The following is a 15994-nucleotide window of genomic DNA, read 5'->3' as shown; positions in this document are numbered from 1 at the left end:
GTGCGCGAAGGCGTTAGACAGTGAAGGCGTCTTGCAGCAGTTTTTCCTGCTGTTCGGCGTGCTTCGAAGCGTAACCACAAGCTGGCGCGGCGGAAGCGTCGCGGCCGGCGTATTCCAGGACCAGTGCCTTGTTGTGGCGGCCCAGGATACGGCGCATGTGGTGCTGGCTGCTGTACCAGGCACCCTGGTTCATCGGCTCTTCCTGACACCACACGGCATGCTTGAGGTTGGTGTACGGCGCCAGGATTTCGACCAGGTCGTCCTCCGGGAACGGATACAGCTGCTCGATACGCACGATGGCGATGTCTTCGCGGCCCTCGGCACGGCGTTTCTCCAGCAGGTCGTAGTAGACCTTGCCGCCGCACAGGACCAGGCGTTCGACCTTGGCCGGATCGAGGTTGTCGATTTCCGGGATCACGGTCTGGAACGAGCCTTCTGCCAGGTCTTCCAGGGTCGAAACGGCCAGTTTGTGACGCAGCAGCGACTTCGGTGTCAGCACGATCAGCGGCTTGCGCAGCGGGCGAATGACCTGACGACGCAGCAGGTGGTAGATCTGCGCCGGCGTGGTTGGCACGCAGACCTGGATGTTGTGCTCGGCACACAGCTGCAGGTAACGCTCCAGGCGCGCGGAGGAGTGCTCCGGGCCCTGCCCTTCATAGCCGTGCGGCAGCAGCATGGTCAGGCCGCACAGGCGACCCCACTTGTGCTCGCCGCTGGTGATGAACTGGTCGATGACCACTTGCGCACCGTTGGCGAAGTCGCCGAACTGGGCTTCCCAGATCACCAGCGCGTTCGGCGTGGTGGTCGAGTAGCCATATTCGAAGGCCAGCACGGCTTCTTCCGACAGGAAGGAGTCGTACAGCTCGAACATCGGCTGGCCCGGGAACAGGTTCTTCAGCGGTACGTAAGTGCCGGCATCCTTCTGGTTGTGCAGCACTGCATGGCGGTGCGAGAAGGTGCCACGGCCGATGTCCTGGCCGGTCATGCGGATCGGGTGACCTTCGAACTGCAGGGTGGCGTAGGCCATGGTTTCTGCATAGCCCCAGTTGATCGGCAAGCCACCGGCCTGCATCTTCTGGCGGTCTTCGTAGATCTTCGCCACCTGGCGCTGGACGACGAAGCCTTCCGGGATTTCCAGCAGCTTGGCCGACAGGTCCTGCAAGGTCTTGAGGTCGAAGCGGGTGTCGTGACGCGCAGTCCAGGCATGGCCCAGGTAGGGGCGCCAGTCGACGAACAGCTCGCGGTTCGGCTCCTTGACCAGGCTTTTCACCACGTGCAGGCCGTTGTCCAGCGCGTTGCGGTACTCGTCGATCTTCGCCTGGGCACGCTCGGCATCGATACGGCCAGCCTGGATCAGCGACTCGGCGTACAGCTCGCGGGTGGTACGCTGCTTGGTGATCTGCTGGTACATCAGCGGCTGGGTGCCGCTCGGCTCGTCGGCCTCGTTGTGGCCGCGACGGCGGTAGCAGACCAGGTCGATGACCACGTCACGCTTGAACTGCATGCGGTAGTCGATGGCCAGCTGGGTGACGAACAGCACTGCTTCCGGGTCATCGCCGTTCACGTGCAGGATCGGCGCCTGGATCATCTTGGCCACGTCGGTGGCGTACTCGGTGGAGCGCGCGTCCAGCGGGTTGCTGATGGTGAAACCAACCTGGTTGTTGATCACGATGTGCACGGTGCCGCCGGTCTTGAAACCGCGGGTCTGCGACATCTGGAAGGTTTCCATGACCACACCCTGGCCGGCGAATGCAGCGTCGCCGTGGATCGAGATCGGCAGCACCTTGTCGCCAACGGTGTCGTTGCGGCGGTCCTGACGGGCGCGCACCGAACCCTCGACCACCGGCGAAACGATTTCCAGGTGGGACGGGTTGAACGCCATGGCCAGGTGCACTTCGCCACCGGAGGTCATCACGTTCGAGGAGAAGCCCTGGTGATATTTCACGTCACCGGAGCCCAGCTCGTTCATCTTCTTGCCTTCGAACTCGTCGAACAGCTCGCGCGGGCTCTTGCCGAAGGTGTTCACCAGCACGTTCAGACGGCCACGGTGGGCCATGCCGATGACCACTTCCTTGGTGCCGTAGGAGCCGGAACGCTGGATCATTTCGTCCAGCATCGGGATCAGGCTCTCGCCACCTTCCAGGCCGAAGCGCTTGGTGCCTGGGTACTTGGTGCCCAGGTATTTTTCCAGGCCTTCACCGGCGGTAACGCGCTCGAGCAGGTGGGCCTGCACGTCAGCGGAGTATTCCGGACGGCCGCGCACGCTCTCCAGGCGCTGCTGGAACCAGCTGCGCTGCTCGGAATCGACGATGTGGGTGAACTCGGCGCCAATGGTGCGACAATATGTCTTCTGGAGTGCATCCAGGATGTCGCGTAGGCTCGCCTCCTCTTTGCCGATGAACAGGTCGCCGGCACGGAAGGTCGTATCAAGATCGGCATTGGTCAAGCCGTAGTGATTGATCGACAGGTCTACGGGCGCAGGGCGCTGCCACAACCCCAACGGGTCGAGCTTGGCAGCCTGATGGCCGCGCATACGATAGGCCTGGATCAGTCGCAGAACTTCAACCTGCTTCTTCTCGTGTTCACTGCTCACGCTCCCGGCAGATACCGGTTGGGCGCGGCGCTGGTTCTTTGCCAGCAGTACGAAATGGTCGCGGATTGTCGAGTGCGATACATCAGTAGCGGTGCTGCCGTCGGCTGGCAACTTCTGGAAGTAAGTGCGCCACTCTTCTGGCACAGCGTTAGGGTCGTGCAGGTAGAGCTCGTAGAGCTCTTCCACATATGCAGCGTTACCACCTGAAAGGTGGGCGCTATCCCACATGCGCTGCATCACGCTTTCTTGCATGCTTGGTCACCCTCGATTAGGGGACTGATCGGCGAGAGCCGAAGCAAACCTGGAAAAGTCCGAAAACAGCGACTGAACCACGCCACCTGGATCCTGCTGATTTTCCGGGTACCAGCCCGGAAAGCCCCTGCTGGTCTCATATCTTCATAGGTAATGAGCGCGGGCTTTTTGGGCCCTTGCTCGGGTTTTACCTCAGTGCGGGCTCACCGCCCGCACCTCGGCTTACTGCAGGTACAACACTGTGTATCAGGTGCCGCTTTGCAGCAGCATGTTACGTACGTGGCCGATTGCCTTGGTCGGGTTGAGACCTTTCGGGCAAACGTTCACGCAGTTCATGATCCCGCGGCAGCGGAATACGCTGAACGGGTCATCCAGGGACGCCAGGCGCTCCTGAGTCTTGGTGTCGCGGCTGTCGGCCAGGAAACGGTAAGCCTGCAGCAGCGCGGCCGGGCCCAGGAACTTGTCCGGGTTCCACCAGAACGACGGGCAGGAAGTCGAGCAGCAAGCGCACAGGATGCACTCGTACAGGCCGTCCAGCTTTTCGCGGTCTTCCGGCGACTGCAGGCGCTCGATGGCCGGGGCCGGCGTGTCGTTCTGCAGGAACGGCTTCACCTTCTCGTACTGCTTGTAGAAGATGCTCATGTCGACCACCAGGTCGCGAATGACCGGCAGGCCTGGCAGAGGGCGCAGAACCAGCTTGTTGCCCTTGACCACCGCCGACAGCGGGGTGATGCAGGCCAGGCCGTTCTTGCCGTTCATGTTCATGCCATCGGAACCGCACACGCCTTCACGGCAGGAACGACGGTACGAGAAACCTTCGTCCTTTTCCTTGATCAGGGCCAGTACGTCCAGCACCATCAAGTCCTTGCCGCCGGTATCGACGTCGAACGACTCCATTTTTGGCGCCGAATCGGTATCCGGGTTGTAACGATAAACTTCGACTTTCAACATAGCAGCCACCCTTAGTAAGTCCGGACTTTTGGTTCGAAGGCTGGAACAGTCTTCGGCGCAAAGTTGACGCCACGCTTGGCAACGCGCTTCTCACCCGGGTAGTACAGGGTGTGGCACAGCCAGTTTTCGTCGTCACGGTCTTCGAAGTCTTCACGGGCGTGAGCGCCACGGGACTCTTTACGGGCTTCGGCCGCGATGGCGGTAGCTTCGGCGACTTCCAGCAGGTTCTGCAGCTCCAGCGCTTCGATACGCGCGGTGTTGAAGGCCTGGGACTTGTCGTTGATCTTGACGTTGGCGATGCGCTCACGCAGGCCGGCCAGTTGCTCGATACCCTTCTGCATGTATTCGCCGGTACGGAACACACCGAAGTAGTTCTGCATGCAGCTCTGCAGCTCGCGCTTCAGGCTGGCTACGTCTTCACCGGAAGTACGCTCGTTGAGCTTGTTCAGGCGGTTCAGGGCAACATCGATATCGGTGTCGCTGGCGTCGAGGTGCTCGATACCGTCGCTCAGTGCCTTCTCCAGGTGCAGGCCGGCAGCACGGCCGAATACCACCAGGTCGAGCAGCGAGTTGCCGCCCAGGCGGTTGGCACCGTGTACCGATACGCACGCAACTTCACCTACGGCGAACAGGCCAGGGATGATGTGATCCTTGCCTTCTTCGTCCATGGTGATGGCCTGGCCATGAATGTTGGTGGCAACACCACCCATCATGTAGTGGCAGGTCGGAACCACCGGCACCGGCGCGACAACCGGGTCGACGTGGGCGAAGGTCTTGGACAGCTCGCAGATACCTGGCAGGCGGCTGTGCAGCACTTCTTCGCCCAGGTGGTCCAGCTTCAGCAGCACGTGGTCCTTGTTCGGGCCCACGCCGTTGCCGGCGATGATTTCCTTGACCATGGAACGGGCGACCACGTCGCGGCCGGCCAGGTCTTTGGCGTTCGGCGCGTAACGCTCCATGAAGCGCTCGCCGTGGGCGTTGATCAGGTAGCCACCCTCACCACGGCAACCTTCGGTGACCAGTACACCGGCGCCGGCGATGCCGGTCGGGTGGAACTGCCACATTTCGATGTCCTGCACCGGAACGCCTGCACGCAGGGCCATGCCGATACCGTCACCGGTGTTGATCAGGGCGTTGGTGGTGGAGGCGTAGATACGACCGGCACCGCCAGTGGCCAACACGGTAGCCTTGGACTTGATGTACATGGTTTCGCCGGTTTCGATGCAGATCGCGATCACACCAACGAAAGCGCCTTCCTTGTTTTTCACCAGGTCAACGGCGTAGTACTCGTTGAGGAAGGTGGTGCCGGCCTTCAGGTTACCCTGGTACAGGGTGTGCAGCAGCGCATGACCGGTACGGTCGGACGCCGCGCAGGTACGGGCGGCCTGGCCACCTTTACCGAAGTCCTTGGACTGGCCACCGAACGGGCGCTGGTAGATACGGCCGGTTTCGGTACGCGAGAACGGCAGGCCCATGTGGTCCAGCTCGAACACGGCAGCCGGGCCTTCCTGACACATGTATTCGATAGCGTCCTGGTCGCCGATGTAGTCGGAACCCTTGACGGTATCGTACATGTGCCAGCGCCAGTCGTCGTTCGGGTCGGCCGAAGCGATGGCGCAGGTGATGCCACCCTGGGCGGATACAGTGTGCGAACGGGTCGGGAAGACCTTGGTGACTACGGCAGTCTTGTGGCCGCCTTGCGCCAGTTGCAGCGCAGCGCGCATGCCGGCGCCGCCGCCACCGATGATGATGGCGTCGAAAGAAATGGTTGGAATGCTAGCCATGAATCAGATACCCCAGAGAATCTGCACACCCCAGACGAAGTAAGCGAACATCGCAACGCCGCATACCGCCTGGAACAGGAAACGAATCGCAGTTGCCGACTTGCCGAACGACATAGGCGTCAGGTAGTCGGTAGCAATGGTCCACATGCCGACCCAGGCGTGAGCGCCGAGGGCAACGAGGGCCAGCAAGCTGAAGATTCGCATCGCGTTGTTGGAGAACAGACCATGCCACTGGGTGTAGTCGATGCCTGGGTGGGCGACCACGTAGCCGATCAGGAAGATGAAATAAGCCGCGAGAACGACCGCAGATACGCGCTGCGCCATCCAGTCATAGAGGCCCGAACGCGACAGGTTCGTGACATTGGTTACCATACCCAAACTCCCACCAGAACGATCAGCACCACGGAGATGACGATCACGATTTTCGAGCCCAGCTTGCCGCCTTCCAGCGTCTCGCCGATGCCCATGTCCATGATCAGGTGACGAACACCTGCCACGAGGTGATAAAGCAGGGCAGACAACAGCCCCCAGGTCACGAACTTGGCCAGCGGGCTGGTCAGACACGCCTTCACCTCGCCGAAGCCTTCCTCGGAACCCAGCGATTTGCCCAGTGCATAAAGCATGATGGCAAGGCCGATGAACAGGATGACGCCGGAGATACGGTGCAGGATGGACGTGTACGCAGTGACAGGGAGCTTGATGGTCCTTAGGTCTAGGTTTACAGGTCGTTGGCTTTTCACGGCTTTTTTCACACTGAAGAGCCCCTAGCGAATCAGGGCAAAGTTGTTGGTAAGTGTACTGGTCAGGTACCCACCACCCAGGGAACGGCGACCCCCAGCAGTTCGGGCTTGCAAGCCCCTGGCGGTCGGGTGCCGAGTATAGACAGTTAGGCTGCTTATGACAACGTGACGGGGTAGCCCAAATAGCGCATTGCCTTTAATGAACAAAAGGCGTAAATGGGCGAGAATTTCGGGAAAAATCAGGCTTGAATGCCTGATTCAACAAGCCTTTAGGCAAATTGACATCTGAATTTATCCCTCTATAGTGGTGCGGGCCCTGCGTGGGGGGTCTGTCTGATGATTTCAAGCATTAATAGGAGGCCACATGGCTGACAAAAAAGCGCAGTTGGTCATCGAGGGCGCTGCCCCCGTCGAGCTGCCCATTTTAACCGGCACCGTTGGTCCTGATGTAATCGACGTCCGCGGGTTAGGGGCCACTGGTCACTTCACCTTCGACCCTGGTTTCATGGCGACCGCCTCGTGCGAGTCGAAGATCACCTACATTGACGGCGACAAAGGGATCCTGCTGCACCGCGGCTACCCGATCGAACAGCTCGCCGAGCAATCCGACTACCTCGAAACCTGCTACCTGCTGCTCAACGGCGAACTGCCGAATGCCGAGCAGAAGGCGCAGTTCGTCAGCACCGTGAAAAACCACACCATGGTTCACGAGCAGCTGAAGTCGTTCTTCAACGGTTTCCGCCGCGACGCCCACCCGATGGCGGTCATGTGCGGTGTAGTCGGCGCCCTGTCGGCGTTCTACCACGACTCCCTGGACATCAATAACCCGCAACACCGCGAAATCTCCGCGGTGCGCCTGGTCGCGAAGATGCCGACCCTGGCGGCGATGGTTTACAAGTACTCCATGGGCCAGCCGATGATGTACCCGCGCAACGACCTGTCGTACGCGGAAAACTTCCTGCACATGATGTTCAACACCCCGTGCGAGATCAAACCGATCAGCCCGGTACTGGCCAAGGCAATGGACCGGATCTTCATCCTCCATGCCGACCATGAGCAGAACGCCTCCACCTCCACCGTTCGCCTGGCCGGCTCGTCGGGTGCCAACCCGTTCGCCTGTATCGCCGCGGGCATCGCTGCCCTGTGGGGCCCGGCGCACGGCGGTGCGAACGAAGCCGTACTGACCATGCTCGATGAAATCGGCGATGTCTCGAACATCGACACCTTCATCGCCAAGGCCAAGGACAAGAACGACCCGTTCAAGCTGATGGGCTTCGGTCACCGCGTCTACAAGAACCGTGACCCGCGCGCCACCGTGATGAAACAGACCTGCGATGAAGTACTGCGCGAGCTGGGCATCAAGAACGACCCGCAGCTGGAACTGGCCATGCGCCTGGAAGAGATCGCACTGACCGATCCGTACTTCATCGAGCGCTCGCTGTACCCGAACGTCGACTTCTACTCGGGGATCATCCTCAAGGCGATCGGCATTCCAACCAGCATGTTCACCGTGATCTTCGCCCTGGCACGTACCGTGGGCTGGATTTCGCACTGGAAGGAAATGCTCTCCAGCCCGTACAAGATCGGCCGTCCGCGCCAGCTGTACACCGGCGAGCAGAAGCGCGACATCGTTGCCCTCGGCGACCGCAAGTAAGGCTTGATCGGGTAACGCTTCAGCCCCCCCGGCCAGCCCTTGGGCCGCGCGCACGCCTGGTGTCGCGCGGCCCAAGGGCTGGCTCATGCCCTCCCCCGGCGATACGCATCAGCCACCCAGGCCAACTAGCGTGCGACTTGCGCAGCACTGCCCACGATTGCCGTCGGCCCCGGTGACCAGCCACCCCCGAGCGCCTTGAACAGGTTCACCTGGTTGATCTCGCGCGCCAGCTCCAGCTCCAGCCAACGCTGCTGCGCACCGAACAGCGAGCGCTGGGCGTCCATGGTCGAGAAGTAGCTGTCCAGACCTGCCTCGAAACGCAGCCGCGACTGCCGGTAGGCTTGCTCATAGTCCTCGACCAGCTGCCGCTGGGCCGCGACCTGCGGCAGCATCTCCTGCCGCGCATTCAACGCATTGGCCGCTTCACGGAAGGCGTTGAGCACGGTCTGCTCGTAAGCAGCCACACGCTGGTCGTATTGGGCCCAAGTGGCATCAACCCCTGCACTGCGCTGGCCGGCATCGAGCAATGTCAGCGAACCGAGCGCCGCCAGGTTCCAGAACTGAGCCGGGCTTGTCAGCAGCCGCGAAAAGTCCCCACTCAGGCTACCCAGCGCGCCTGTCAACGAAAAGCTGGGGAAATAGGCGGCCCGCGCACTGCCGATTTCTGCATTGGCAGCGCGTAGCTGAGCCTGCGCCGCCCGGATATCGGGCCGCCGCTCAAGCAGGCTTGAAGGCACCCCGGCGGGTACATCGGCTGTCGCCATCTGCGCCCCAAGCTGGCCCTCCGGCAACAGCCCGGCCGGTACCGTTTGCCCTACCAGCACCCGCAAAGCATTGAGGTTCTGCGCCACTTGCATCCGGTAGGTACTGACTTGCACGGCAGCAGTGTTGGTGATGGCATCGGCTTGGTGGACATCGATGCGTGCGGTCGAACCCAGGTTGAAACTGGAACGCAGTAATTGCCCGTAATGCTGCTGGGATTCGAATGTGCGCTCTGCCAGCCCAAGCAAGCTCTGATTGGCCTTGAGCGTCAGCCAGGTCCCGGCCACTTCGCCGATCAAGGCCATGCGTGCAGCCTGGTAGTCGGCCAGCGTGGCATGAAAGCGCGCCTCGGCCGCATGGGCCTGGCTTCGCGCCCGGCCGAAGAAGTCCAGCTCATAGGCCGTGAACCCCACGGTGGCCTGGAAGGTGTTGGCCACACTACCGGCACTGGAGCCGCCCCCGGGGGTTTGCTCCAGCGCCGGCAACTTTGCGCGCCCGGCATAGGTGTCGACGCCCAGGCTGGGGTACAGCGCTGCCGCGGCGCCCTGATAGCCTGCCCTGGCCTGCGCCACGCTGGCTGCGGCTTGCTGCAAGTCACGGTTGTCGACCAGGGCTAACTCGATCAACCGGCGCAAGCGGCTGTCACTGACGAACGCTCGCCAATCCGGGTCGAAAGCGTTTCGCGGATCACAGCAGCCCGCCTCGACGCTATCCGGCCAGCCGGTGTCCATGGGGGACGCCGGTGTCTCGTAGGCAGGCTCGAGCGAACAGCCGGCCAAAGACAGTTGAGCGGCCAACATCACACACTGCAGGGGTCTAGTCATGGGCCCTTCCCTCACCAAACGCTGTTCATCAAGGCACGCAGTTGAGCCAGCACGCCGAGAGGGCCGCTGGAAGCCTGCAGGGGGGCCGGCTGGGCGCTGCGGCGTTTCACAGCCACCCGCGCGCTGGCGATGGGCGCCTGCCGCGGCCGGCGCACCAGCCGCAGGCGCCAGTCGCCTTCGCCCAGCAGCGCCCGGCGCAGCAGTGTGAAGAACGCAGTGGCGGGTTGCGCCGTGCTGGCCACATTGGGATTGGCCTGGCTGAACAGCCTGGTGATCAGCGCGCGCCGCTGCGCCTCATGCACCGCCACGAAGCGCAGCCCCAGCCGTTGGCTGCCATCCCGGCGTACCACCTCTGCCCCCAGCCAGCCCACCTTGTCCACCCATACCTGGCCACGCCTGCCGCACGGCACCTCGCCGGCCATGGCGCCTTCGAACGCCGCCCCGCTGATCGAGATATCGACCAGTTGCCCACCCAGCGTACCGGTGCCCAGGCGCAGCTGGGTGGGCCGAGCAAACGGAAAGCGCTCCTCGCCGTGTAGCCGTGGCCGATCAACGCAGGCCACCAGTGTCGCCAGGTTGTACAGCAGCACCAGCACCGTCCAGCTCAGGTTGAACAGCATATTGCCGTCCAGTCGGCTGGCAGTGCTGATCGCCGTGATTGCGCCGACCTGCGCCAACACACTCAAGGCCAGGAAAAACCCGAACAGCTTCCAGTGCACCTGGGTCTGTGAGCGGTCCAGGCCTTTGGCCGTCACCTTGAAAGGCCGCCCGAACGGGCGAATCGCAGCACTGATCAGGGTCGCGGTCACCGCCAATGCGCAAACGATCTGCGTCACCTCGGTGAAGATCGGCAGTGAACGCCGCCCGGTCACCCAGGTGCTGTAACCCCAATAGGCGATCAGCGCCGGCATACCGAAGGCCAGAAACGCTGCCGGCGTTGCATAGAAACCGGCAATGCCGAAATACCAATACAGCACCGGCGACACCAGCATCATCAGGATGAAGGGCTTGGAGCACCAATGCAGCAGGCCGTGCAGGTAATGCAGGCGATCGTTCAGGCCATAGCCGCGACCGAACAGCGGCCCCTGGCGCAGCAAGGCCACCTGGATCGTCCCCAGGCACCAGCGGCCACGCTGGTTGATGTACTCGGTCAGGCCCTCGGCAGACAGCCCGATGGACAAACGCTCGTTCAGCCAGCGGGTGATGTAGCCCACCTGCATCAGGCGGTAGGACGTGTAGATGTCCTCACAGACCGACCCCGTCGGAAAACCACCCATGCGCTCGACCAGATCACGCCGCACCACGAACGAAGTGCCCACGCAGAACGCTGCGTTCCAGGCATCCTTGGCAGGCTGGAACACATCGAAGAATACCCGTTGCTCATCCACCCAGCTGTTTGCCGACCCCAGGTTATGCTGGATGGGGTCCGGGTTGTAGTAGAACTGCGGGGTCTGCACCAACCCGACCTTAGGGTCCTGGAACAACCCCAAGGTCCGCAGCAGAATCGGCCGCTGCGGGGCGAAGTCTGCATCCAGCACCAGTATGTACGGCGCGTTGGTACTGGCTGCCGACTGGCGCAGGCCGTTGTTCAGGTTGCCCGCCTTGGCGTGCAGGTTGTCATCGCGCCGCGTGTAACGCACCCCCATGCTCGCGCAGTAGTCGCGCAGCCAGTCCCGCCGCGTGTCATCCAGCACCCAGAGGGTGAAGTTGGGGTAGTCCATGGCCTGCGCGGCAATGATGGTCTTCTCCAGAACCTCGAGCCCTTCGTTGTAGGTGCAGATGAACACATCGACCGCTGGCGCCTCGGCCCCCATCGCGCGCAAGCGCTGCTCGCCAGCGTCCGCGGCGTAGCGGTGATCGCTGCGCCGGCACATCACCACGATCGAAAACAAGGTATAGGCAATGCCCAACAACTCGAAGAACAGGAAGCCATAAGCCCATACCGTGGCGAACCCCGCGCGGCTGTCAGGCAAGGTGTCGGCGAACCGCCAGGCCACGTACCTGACCAGCAGTGCCGCGGTCAGCGCGCCAAACAGCAGGCGCGCCAGCCATTGCTCGCGGTGGGCCATGCAACTCAGCAGGACCACGATGGCCAGCGTCCACAGGTTGATTTGCAGCAGTTGTGTCGCGTCCAGTGCTTGCATGTCAGTGGGCCTTGTAATCGCCAGTGAAAGGGTTGACGCCGGTGGCAGCGATCGCCGCCCATGCCGTGGCGCCCAAATGGGGCAGGTGGAAGTACAGGAAATCGTCATGGGTCGAGTCCGGCCCCACGCTCAGCCCCGTGCTGACCTGTGCCTCCGGGGTGGCGTACAGCCAGCCATCGCCAGCCTGTTGCGCCAGCAACAACGGCCACAATGGCTGCGCCAGGGGCACCAGGCCGCGAAGGCTGGCAACGGCCGCCACCTGCGCCGTGCCTTCGGTCCAGATACCGTCAGGGTCCTGCTTGAAGCCATAGCCCTGAGCGAAACCATGGGCCCGCTCCACGAACGTCAGTGCCTGCAGCCACTGCTGCGGTGCGTCGGCAATGGCAATCAGCGGCCAGATCTGCGCATCCAGGCCAGACTGCTGCGTCTGCGGTGTTCGGCCATCGGGCAAGGTACCGATCAGGAACCGGCCTTGGCCGGCATCCCAGTGGGCCTCGACGAAGCCGCGGGCGATGCGCGCCTGCCGGCCAGCTTCGCTATCGTTGTCCAGCCGCGCCAACGAGGCCCAGGCTGCCGCCAGATCGACGTTATGCTCAGTGGACTTCCAGGTTTGCACCTGCGGGGCAGCGGCGAACCCGTAAATGCCTCCGTTGAAGCCTGCCGGTGGCCCCTTGTCGAAGGTGGTGCGCCGGGCCCAGTCGAGCACCTTTCTGCTCGCCTGCAAATAACGCGCTTCACCGCTGTGCCGATAAGCCTCCAGCAACGCCAGCGCTGCCCACGCCTGATTACCGGTCGCACTGCCCACCTGGTACGCATCCTGGCTCCATGCAGCACGCTCATCGCTCCAGTAGCCCGGCAGCCGCACAGGCGCGGCCTGCAGCGGGCCAGCGGCGTAGGCATTGCGCACCCGGCCATCGCGGTACTCAGGGTCGTGATCGATGGCATAGGCCAAAGCGTCGGCAATTTGTCGGGCAGCTGGCGCATTGCCGCAGGCAAACAAGGCGATGCTGGCCAACGCGTTGTCGTAGGTGAATGCCACGCCTTGCAGCACGCCTGGCACGGCAGGCTGCCCCGGTTGCTGCGGATAGCTGGCCAGCAACAACGGCCCTTGGCCTTGAGCCGCCACCGCCTGCCCGATGCCTGCGCAGGTCATGTGCTGCAGGCGGGCCCGAGGCTCCAGGGCCACGGCCTGGCTGCCCAGCACCAGCCCGAGCACCCCCGCAAAAAGCACCCAGCCGTTCATCGCGATACCGTCGCGGTCACCCAGTTGCCAGGGTTGCAGGTCAACAGGCGTTCATCGGCCGGCAAGTTGTTGTCGAACGTACCTACCACATAGACCGAGTTCTGCTCGGCATAAGGAAACGGCACACTGTAATTGCTGCTTTGTACATCGGTCGGGCTTGACAGCAACTGCACGACTTTGGCTTTCAGCGGTTGCGCGACACCGCGGATCGATACTTGCAGTTCGCTATCCCGGTCGATCCGACTGGCCATTCGCTCCGGGAATACCGCAATAACATAACTTTGACTGCAATTGGTAGCGCGCAATAGCGTTGCACCCGCCCGTACTTGCGTGCCTTGCGGGGCGATCAACTCTTGCACCGTGCCGGATGCATACGCCACCACATTATAAGCCGCCATCATCCGCACCCGGTTTTGCTCACTTTCTATCAACTGGTCGAGGTGGGAAAGTTCTTCTTCGAGGGTTACCCGGTTGCGTTCCAGATTATCCAGGCTAAGTTTCAGCGTGGTCATCTGCGACTTGAGGTCGAACATGCGCAATTGCTCGGGGTCCAGGTAGACCTGGTCCTTGGCCGCATTAAGATCACCATCGTTGATGTGTACCCGCGAGCGAATGGTCTCGGCATCGGCCTGCAACGAGGCCAGTTGCGCCCGGGAACTGGCCACGACGGCCTCGCTCACCGCGCCTTGGCGAAACAGCTCAAGGTTACGTGCCAGTGTTTCCCGGGCATCGGCAAGGCGTGCGCCAGCAGCCCCGCTCTCAGCCTTCAGGGCCTTCTGCGCGTAGCGCTTGCGCACCTCATAGGCATCCTGGTACTGCTGACTGGTGATCTCCAGCGCGTTGTAGTACTTGCGGTCGTGTTCGGCCTGGCTGGCCATGGCCGCCAATTGCTGCTGCAAGGTGAGCCGGCGTGTCTGCAAGCCCAGCAGCGTTTCCTGTTCCGCCCGGGGGTTCTCGATGGTTGCGATATCCTGGCCCGTGGTGAACGTGGTGCCTGGCTGAATGTTCAAGGTACGCACCACGCCATCGATGGGCGTGGTCAGCAGAATGACCGGTGCGTTGAGAATGGCCCGGGTTGCCGATGACGACAATAACGGCATGAACAATGTCGAAAACAGCAACCAGCCCATGAAAGCCAATACACCGTACCCGGCGATCCGGGGCAATAACGAAAGTCGATTAGCATGCACGATGATATCTCCCACACACGCGGCGGATGAAAATCAATAGGCAAGTGCTCGCCCTTGCACAGACCGAGGACAAAACGGCCCGCAAGCGCAGAGGTACAAGTGGGTAAGGCGTAGGTCTTGAAGTTATAAAGCAGAAGAAAAACGCAGCACGTTTTTTATAGTTGGCGTGAGCACGAGAGGGGGGCAGGAAATGGCTCACTGAGTTTGAATCTAAGCCCAAAAATTTATGCTGTCAAACTTCCAGCAACGCTCAAATAATGGCGTTCTTTTATTGACGCTGGTGCCCGCTGTAGCGCCATCACCTGAAGGCGCTACAGGCAGTGCGAGGCCTCAGTTCTTCTCAGCCCGTTCACGCAGCTGTTTGAGGGTATTGAACGGCGAATCCACCACAAACTTGTTGGCGACCATCGCCGGCACGCTGCCACCCGGCTCGGTATGCACCTGGTAGGTCACTTCGGTGGTGTCGCCCTTGGGCACCAGCTTCCAGAACCCTTCGACTTTAGCCACCCGCACGAAGCCCTTCTCTTCCGGCAGGTAGGTCGGCTCTTCTTTCAGGTTGCGGGTGACGCTGCCATCAGCCTCCTTGACAGTGGTGATATGCAGCACCGAATCGCGCGGCGTCACCGGCCATGGCGTATTGAACTGGGTGTAGGTCCAGCTCTGGTTACCTTCATGCTTGAGCAGCTTCTGCGATTTGCATTCGTGGATCCATGCACATGCCCCGGCCGCGTCTTCCTGCAGTGCCTCGACCTTGGCCAGCGGCGCCTTGATCACGGTCACCCCGCGATAGGCCTTGTACTTGGAGCCAGCGACTTCGCTGAGGGACACCTTGATGCCCTCCTCGTCCTTGGCCACTTGCCAGTTTTCGGCCCAGGCCGCCGGCGAAAGCAGAACACCCACGCCACACAGCAGTGCAATACGCTTTAACGATCTCATCATGTTTATCCTTGTTGTCGAAGATCCAGCCTTTCACGCCGCCGTCATCTGCTCCCACCAGCCAAGAATCCTGATCGCTTCGTCACGGTCACTGCCACACACCTCGACATCTGCCTTGAACCCGCCACACACTGCTGGCCGCTCAGGCTTGCCGAACAGGTCGCAGAGGTTGGCCGCCGTCAGGTGCAGGCAGCGCTCGCCAGCTGGCTTGCCATTGGGCATGCGCGGCATGGCAGAGGTGATGGACGGGGCAATGCAGCAGGCACCGCAGCCCTCACGGCAGTTCATGGCGATTCACCAAACTCAGGACTCCCTGAAACAAGTAACGGGACGAACGCCCCTGGATAGTACCCGCCCAAACAGGTGTTTGAAATTGCTGGCACGATGAAAAATGACATGACCCGGCAGTCAGTTTGCCCCTTACTGCCGGTACTCGAAATCGATGGCCGCACCTTCCACTTCACGCCGGCTGTCATTGCGCAGTTGCAGCTGCATTTCATTGTTGATCAAGCGGCCATTGAGCTGGAACGGGCTGTCGTCGGCTTCCGGCTTGTCCCGGAACATAGGGGGCAGCAGCGGTTTGCGGCGCTGGATCGGCGAAGGTGTCCCTACGTCTGGCTCAAGGTTGTCGACCAGGTCGGTGGGCAGGCTCAGGTCCAGCTTTGCCTTGGGCAGCGGCTTGGCAACTGCCTTGCTTGGCGGTTGCGCTTTCTTGGCAGGGGCTTTGCGGGTCACCGGCTTCTGCGCAGGCTTGGCGGCGTTTTTTGTCTGTGCCTGCTGGGCCTGCGCCGGCTGCGCAGCGAAGGCCAGGCCCGCGGCGGCGCAGCACGGGGCCGCAAGGCACAGAATCAGAACAAAACGACGTAATGCATTCATGGCAAATGGACAGACCCGCTGTAAAGGCTCGTATGCTCCCTGTTC

Annotated in this window: 13 protein-coding genes; 1 reads left to right on the top strand and 12 read right to left on the bottom strand. The window is 61.9% G+C overall.

Features of this window, described 5'->3' with window-relative positions:
- Positions 1-13: 13 nt before the first annotated feature.
- The 5 genes from APH30_RS01505 to sdhC form a co-directional block, all read right to left on the bottom strand.
- The gene (locus APH30_RS01505; protein WP_029886713.1) at positions 14-2845 is read right to left on the bottom strand and encodes a 2-oxoglutarate dehydrogenase E1 component; all 2832 of its coding nucleotides are present in this window, start codon (positions 2843-2845) and stop codon (positions 14-16) included.
- Between the two features lie 246 nt (positions 2846-3091).
- Positions 3092-3796, bottom strand: a complete 705-nt coding sequence (locus APH30_RS01500) for a succinate dehydrogenase iron-sulfur subunit (protein WP_009684708.1) — start codon at positions 3794-3796, stop codon at positions 3092-3094.
- Between the two features lie 11 nt (positions 3797-3807).
- On the bottom strand, positions 3808-5580 hold the full coding sequence (sdhA, locus tag APH30_RS01495; protein WP_009684709.1) for a succinate dehydrogenase flavoprotein subunit: 1773 nt from the start codon (positions 5578-5580) through the stop codon (positions 3808-3810).
- Between the two features lie 3 nt (positions 5581-5583).
- A complete protein-coding gene (sdhD, locus tag APH30_RS01490) occupies positions 5584-5952 on the bottom strand; it encodes a succinate dehydrogenase, hydrophobic membrane anchor protein (protein WP_008091903.1) in 369 nt (122 codons plus the stop codon).
- Complete coding sequence (sdhC, locus tag APH30_RS01485; protein WP_008091902.1) at positions 5946-6332, bottom strand: succinate dehydrogenase, cytochrome b556 subunit; 387 nt, start codon at positions 6330-6332, stop codon at positions 5946-5948. Before sdhC ends, sdhD begins: the two co-directional genes overlap by 7 nt.
- Positions 6333-6684: 352 nt before the next feature.
- Between sdhC and gltA the strand changes: the two genes are divergently transcribed.
- Entirely contained in the window at positions 6685-7974 is a 1290-nt protein-coding gene (gene gltA, locus APH30_RS01480) for a citrate synthase (protein ID WP_029886714.1), read from the top strand.
- A 125-nt stretch (positions 7975-8099) separates the two neighbouring features.
- On the opposite strand, the gene APH30_RS01475 is transcribed toward gltA, so the two are convergent.
- The 7 genes from APH30_RS01475 to APH30_RS01445 all read right to left on the bottom strand — a co-directional run bounded on the left by APH30_RS01475 (position 8100) and on the right by APH30_RS01445 (position 15949).
- A complete protein-coding gene (locus APH30_RS01475; RefSeq protein WP_156326355.1) occupies positions 8100-9560 on the bottom strand; it encodes an efflux transporter outer membrane subunit in 1461 nt (486 codons plus the stop codon).
- 11 nt (positions 9561-9571) lie between these two features.
- Complete coding sequence (locus APH30_RS01470) at positions 9572-11704, bottom strand: glycosyltransferase family 2 protein (RefSeq protein WP_054911491.1); 2133 nt, start codon at positions 11702-11704, stop codon at positions 9572-9574.
- A 1-nt stretch (position 11705) separates the two neighbouring features.
- Positions 11706-12947, bottom strand: a complete 1242-nt coding sequence (locus APH30_RS01465; RefSeq protein WP_054911490.1) for a hypothetical protein — start codon at positions 12945-12947, stop codon at positions 11706-11708.
- Positions 12944-14137, bottom strand: a complete 1194-nt coding sequence (locus APH30_RS01460; protein ID WP_256221931.1) for an HlyD family secretion protein — start codon at positions 14135-14137, stop codon at positions 12944-12946. Before APH30_RS01460 ends, APH30_RS01465 begins: the two co-directional genes overlap by 4 nt.
- 330 nt (positions 14138-14467) lie before the next feature.
- Entirely contained in the window at positions 14468-15073 is a 606-nt protein-coding gene (locus tag APH30_RS01455; protein ID WP_009684717.1) for an START domain-containing protein, read from the bottom strand.
- 33 nt (positions 15074-15106) lie between these two features.
- Positions 15107-15361: a YkgJ family cysteine cluster protein gene (locus APH30_RS01450; RefSeq protein ID WP_009684718.1), complete on the bottom strand. Its 255-nt coding sequence runs from the start codon at positions 15359-15361 to the stop codon at positions 15107-15109.
- A gap of 132 nt (positions 15362-15493) precedes the next feature.
- Positions 15494-15949, bottom strand: coding sequence for a hypothetical protein (locus tag APH30_RS01445; protein WP_054911489.1), 456 nt, complete (start codon positions 15947-15949; stop codon positions 15494-15496).
- Positions 15950-15994 lie beyond the last annotated feature (45 nt).

Origin of the sequence: Pseudomonas sp. NBRC 111127, assembly GCF_001320345.1 — a bacterium.
Classification (GTDB): Bacteria; Pseudomonadota; Gammaproteobacteria; order Pseudomonadales; family Pseudomonadaceae; genus Aquipseudomonas; species Aquipseudomonas juntendi.
Note: the sequence above shows the minus strand (reverse complement) of the source record. Positions and strands in the feature narration are given on the sequence as shown.

Bases quoted from the DNA above. Each gene is read 5' to 3' on its own strand.
- APH30_RS01470 (WP_054911491.1), bottom strand. From the start codon at position 11,704: ATGCAAGCACTGGACGCGACACAACTGCTGCAAATCAACCTGTGGACG.
- gltA (WP_029886714.1), top strand. From the start codon at position 6,685: ATGGCTGACAAAAAAGCGCAGTTGGTCATCGAGGGCGCTGCCCCCGTC.
- sdhA (WP_009684709.1), bottom strand. From the start codon at position 5,580: ATGGCTAGCATTCCAACCATTTCTTTCGACGCCATCATCATCGGTGGC.
- APH30_RS01505 (WP_029886713.1), bottom strand. From the start codon at position 2,845: ATGCAAGAAAGCGTGATGCAGCGCATGTGGGATAGCGCCCACCTTTCA.
- APH30_RS01475 (WP_156326355.1), bottom strand. From the start codon at position 9,560: ATGACTAGACCCCTGCAGTGTGTGATGTTGGCCGCTCAACTGTCTTTG.
- APH30_RS01455 (WP_009684717.1), bottom strand. From the start codon at position 15,073: ATGAGATCGTTAAAGCGTATTGCACTGCTGTGTGGCGTGGGTGTTCTG.
- APH30_RS01500 (WP_009684708.1), bottom strand. From the start codon at position 3,796: ATGTTGAAAGTCGAAGTTTATCGTTACAACCCGGATACCGATTCGGCG.
- sdhD (WP_008091903.1), bottom strand. From the start codon at position 5,952: ATGGTAACCAATGTCACGAACCTGTCGCGTTCGGGCCTCTATGACTGG.
- APH30_RS01445 (WP_054911489.1), bottom strand. From the start codon at position 15,949: ATGAATGCATTACGTCGTTTTGTTCTGATTCTGTGCCTTGCGGCCCCG.
- APH30_RS01450 (WP_009684718.1), bottom strand. From the start codon at position 15,361: ATGAACTGCCGTGAGGGCTGCGGTGCCTGCTGCATTGCCCCGTCCATC.
- APH30_RS01465 (WP_054911490.1), bottom strand. From the start codon at position 12,947: ATGAACGGCTGGGTGCTTTTTGCGGGGGTGCTCGGGCTGGTGCTGGGC.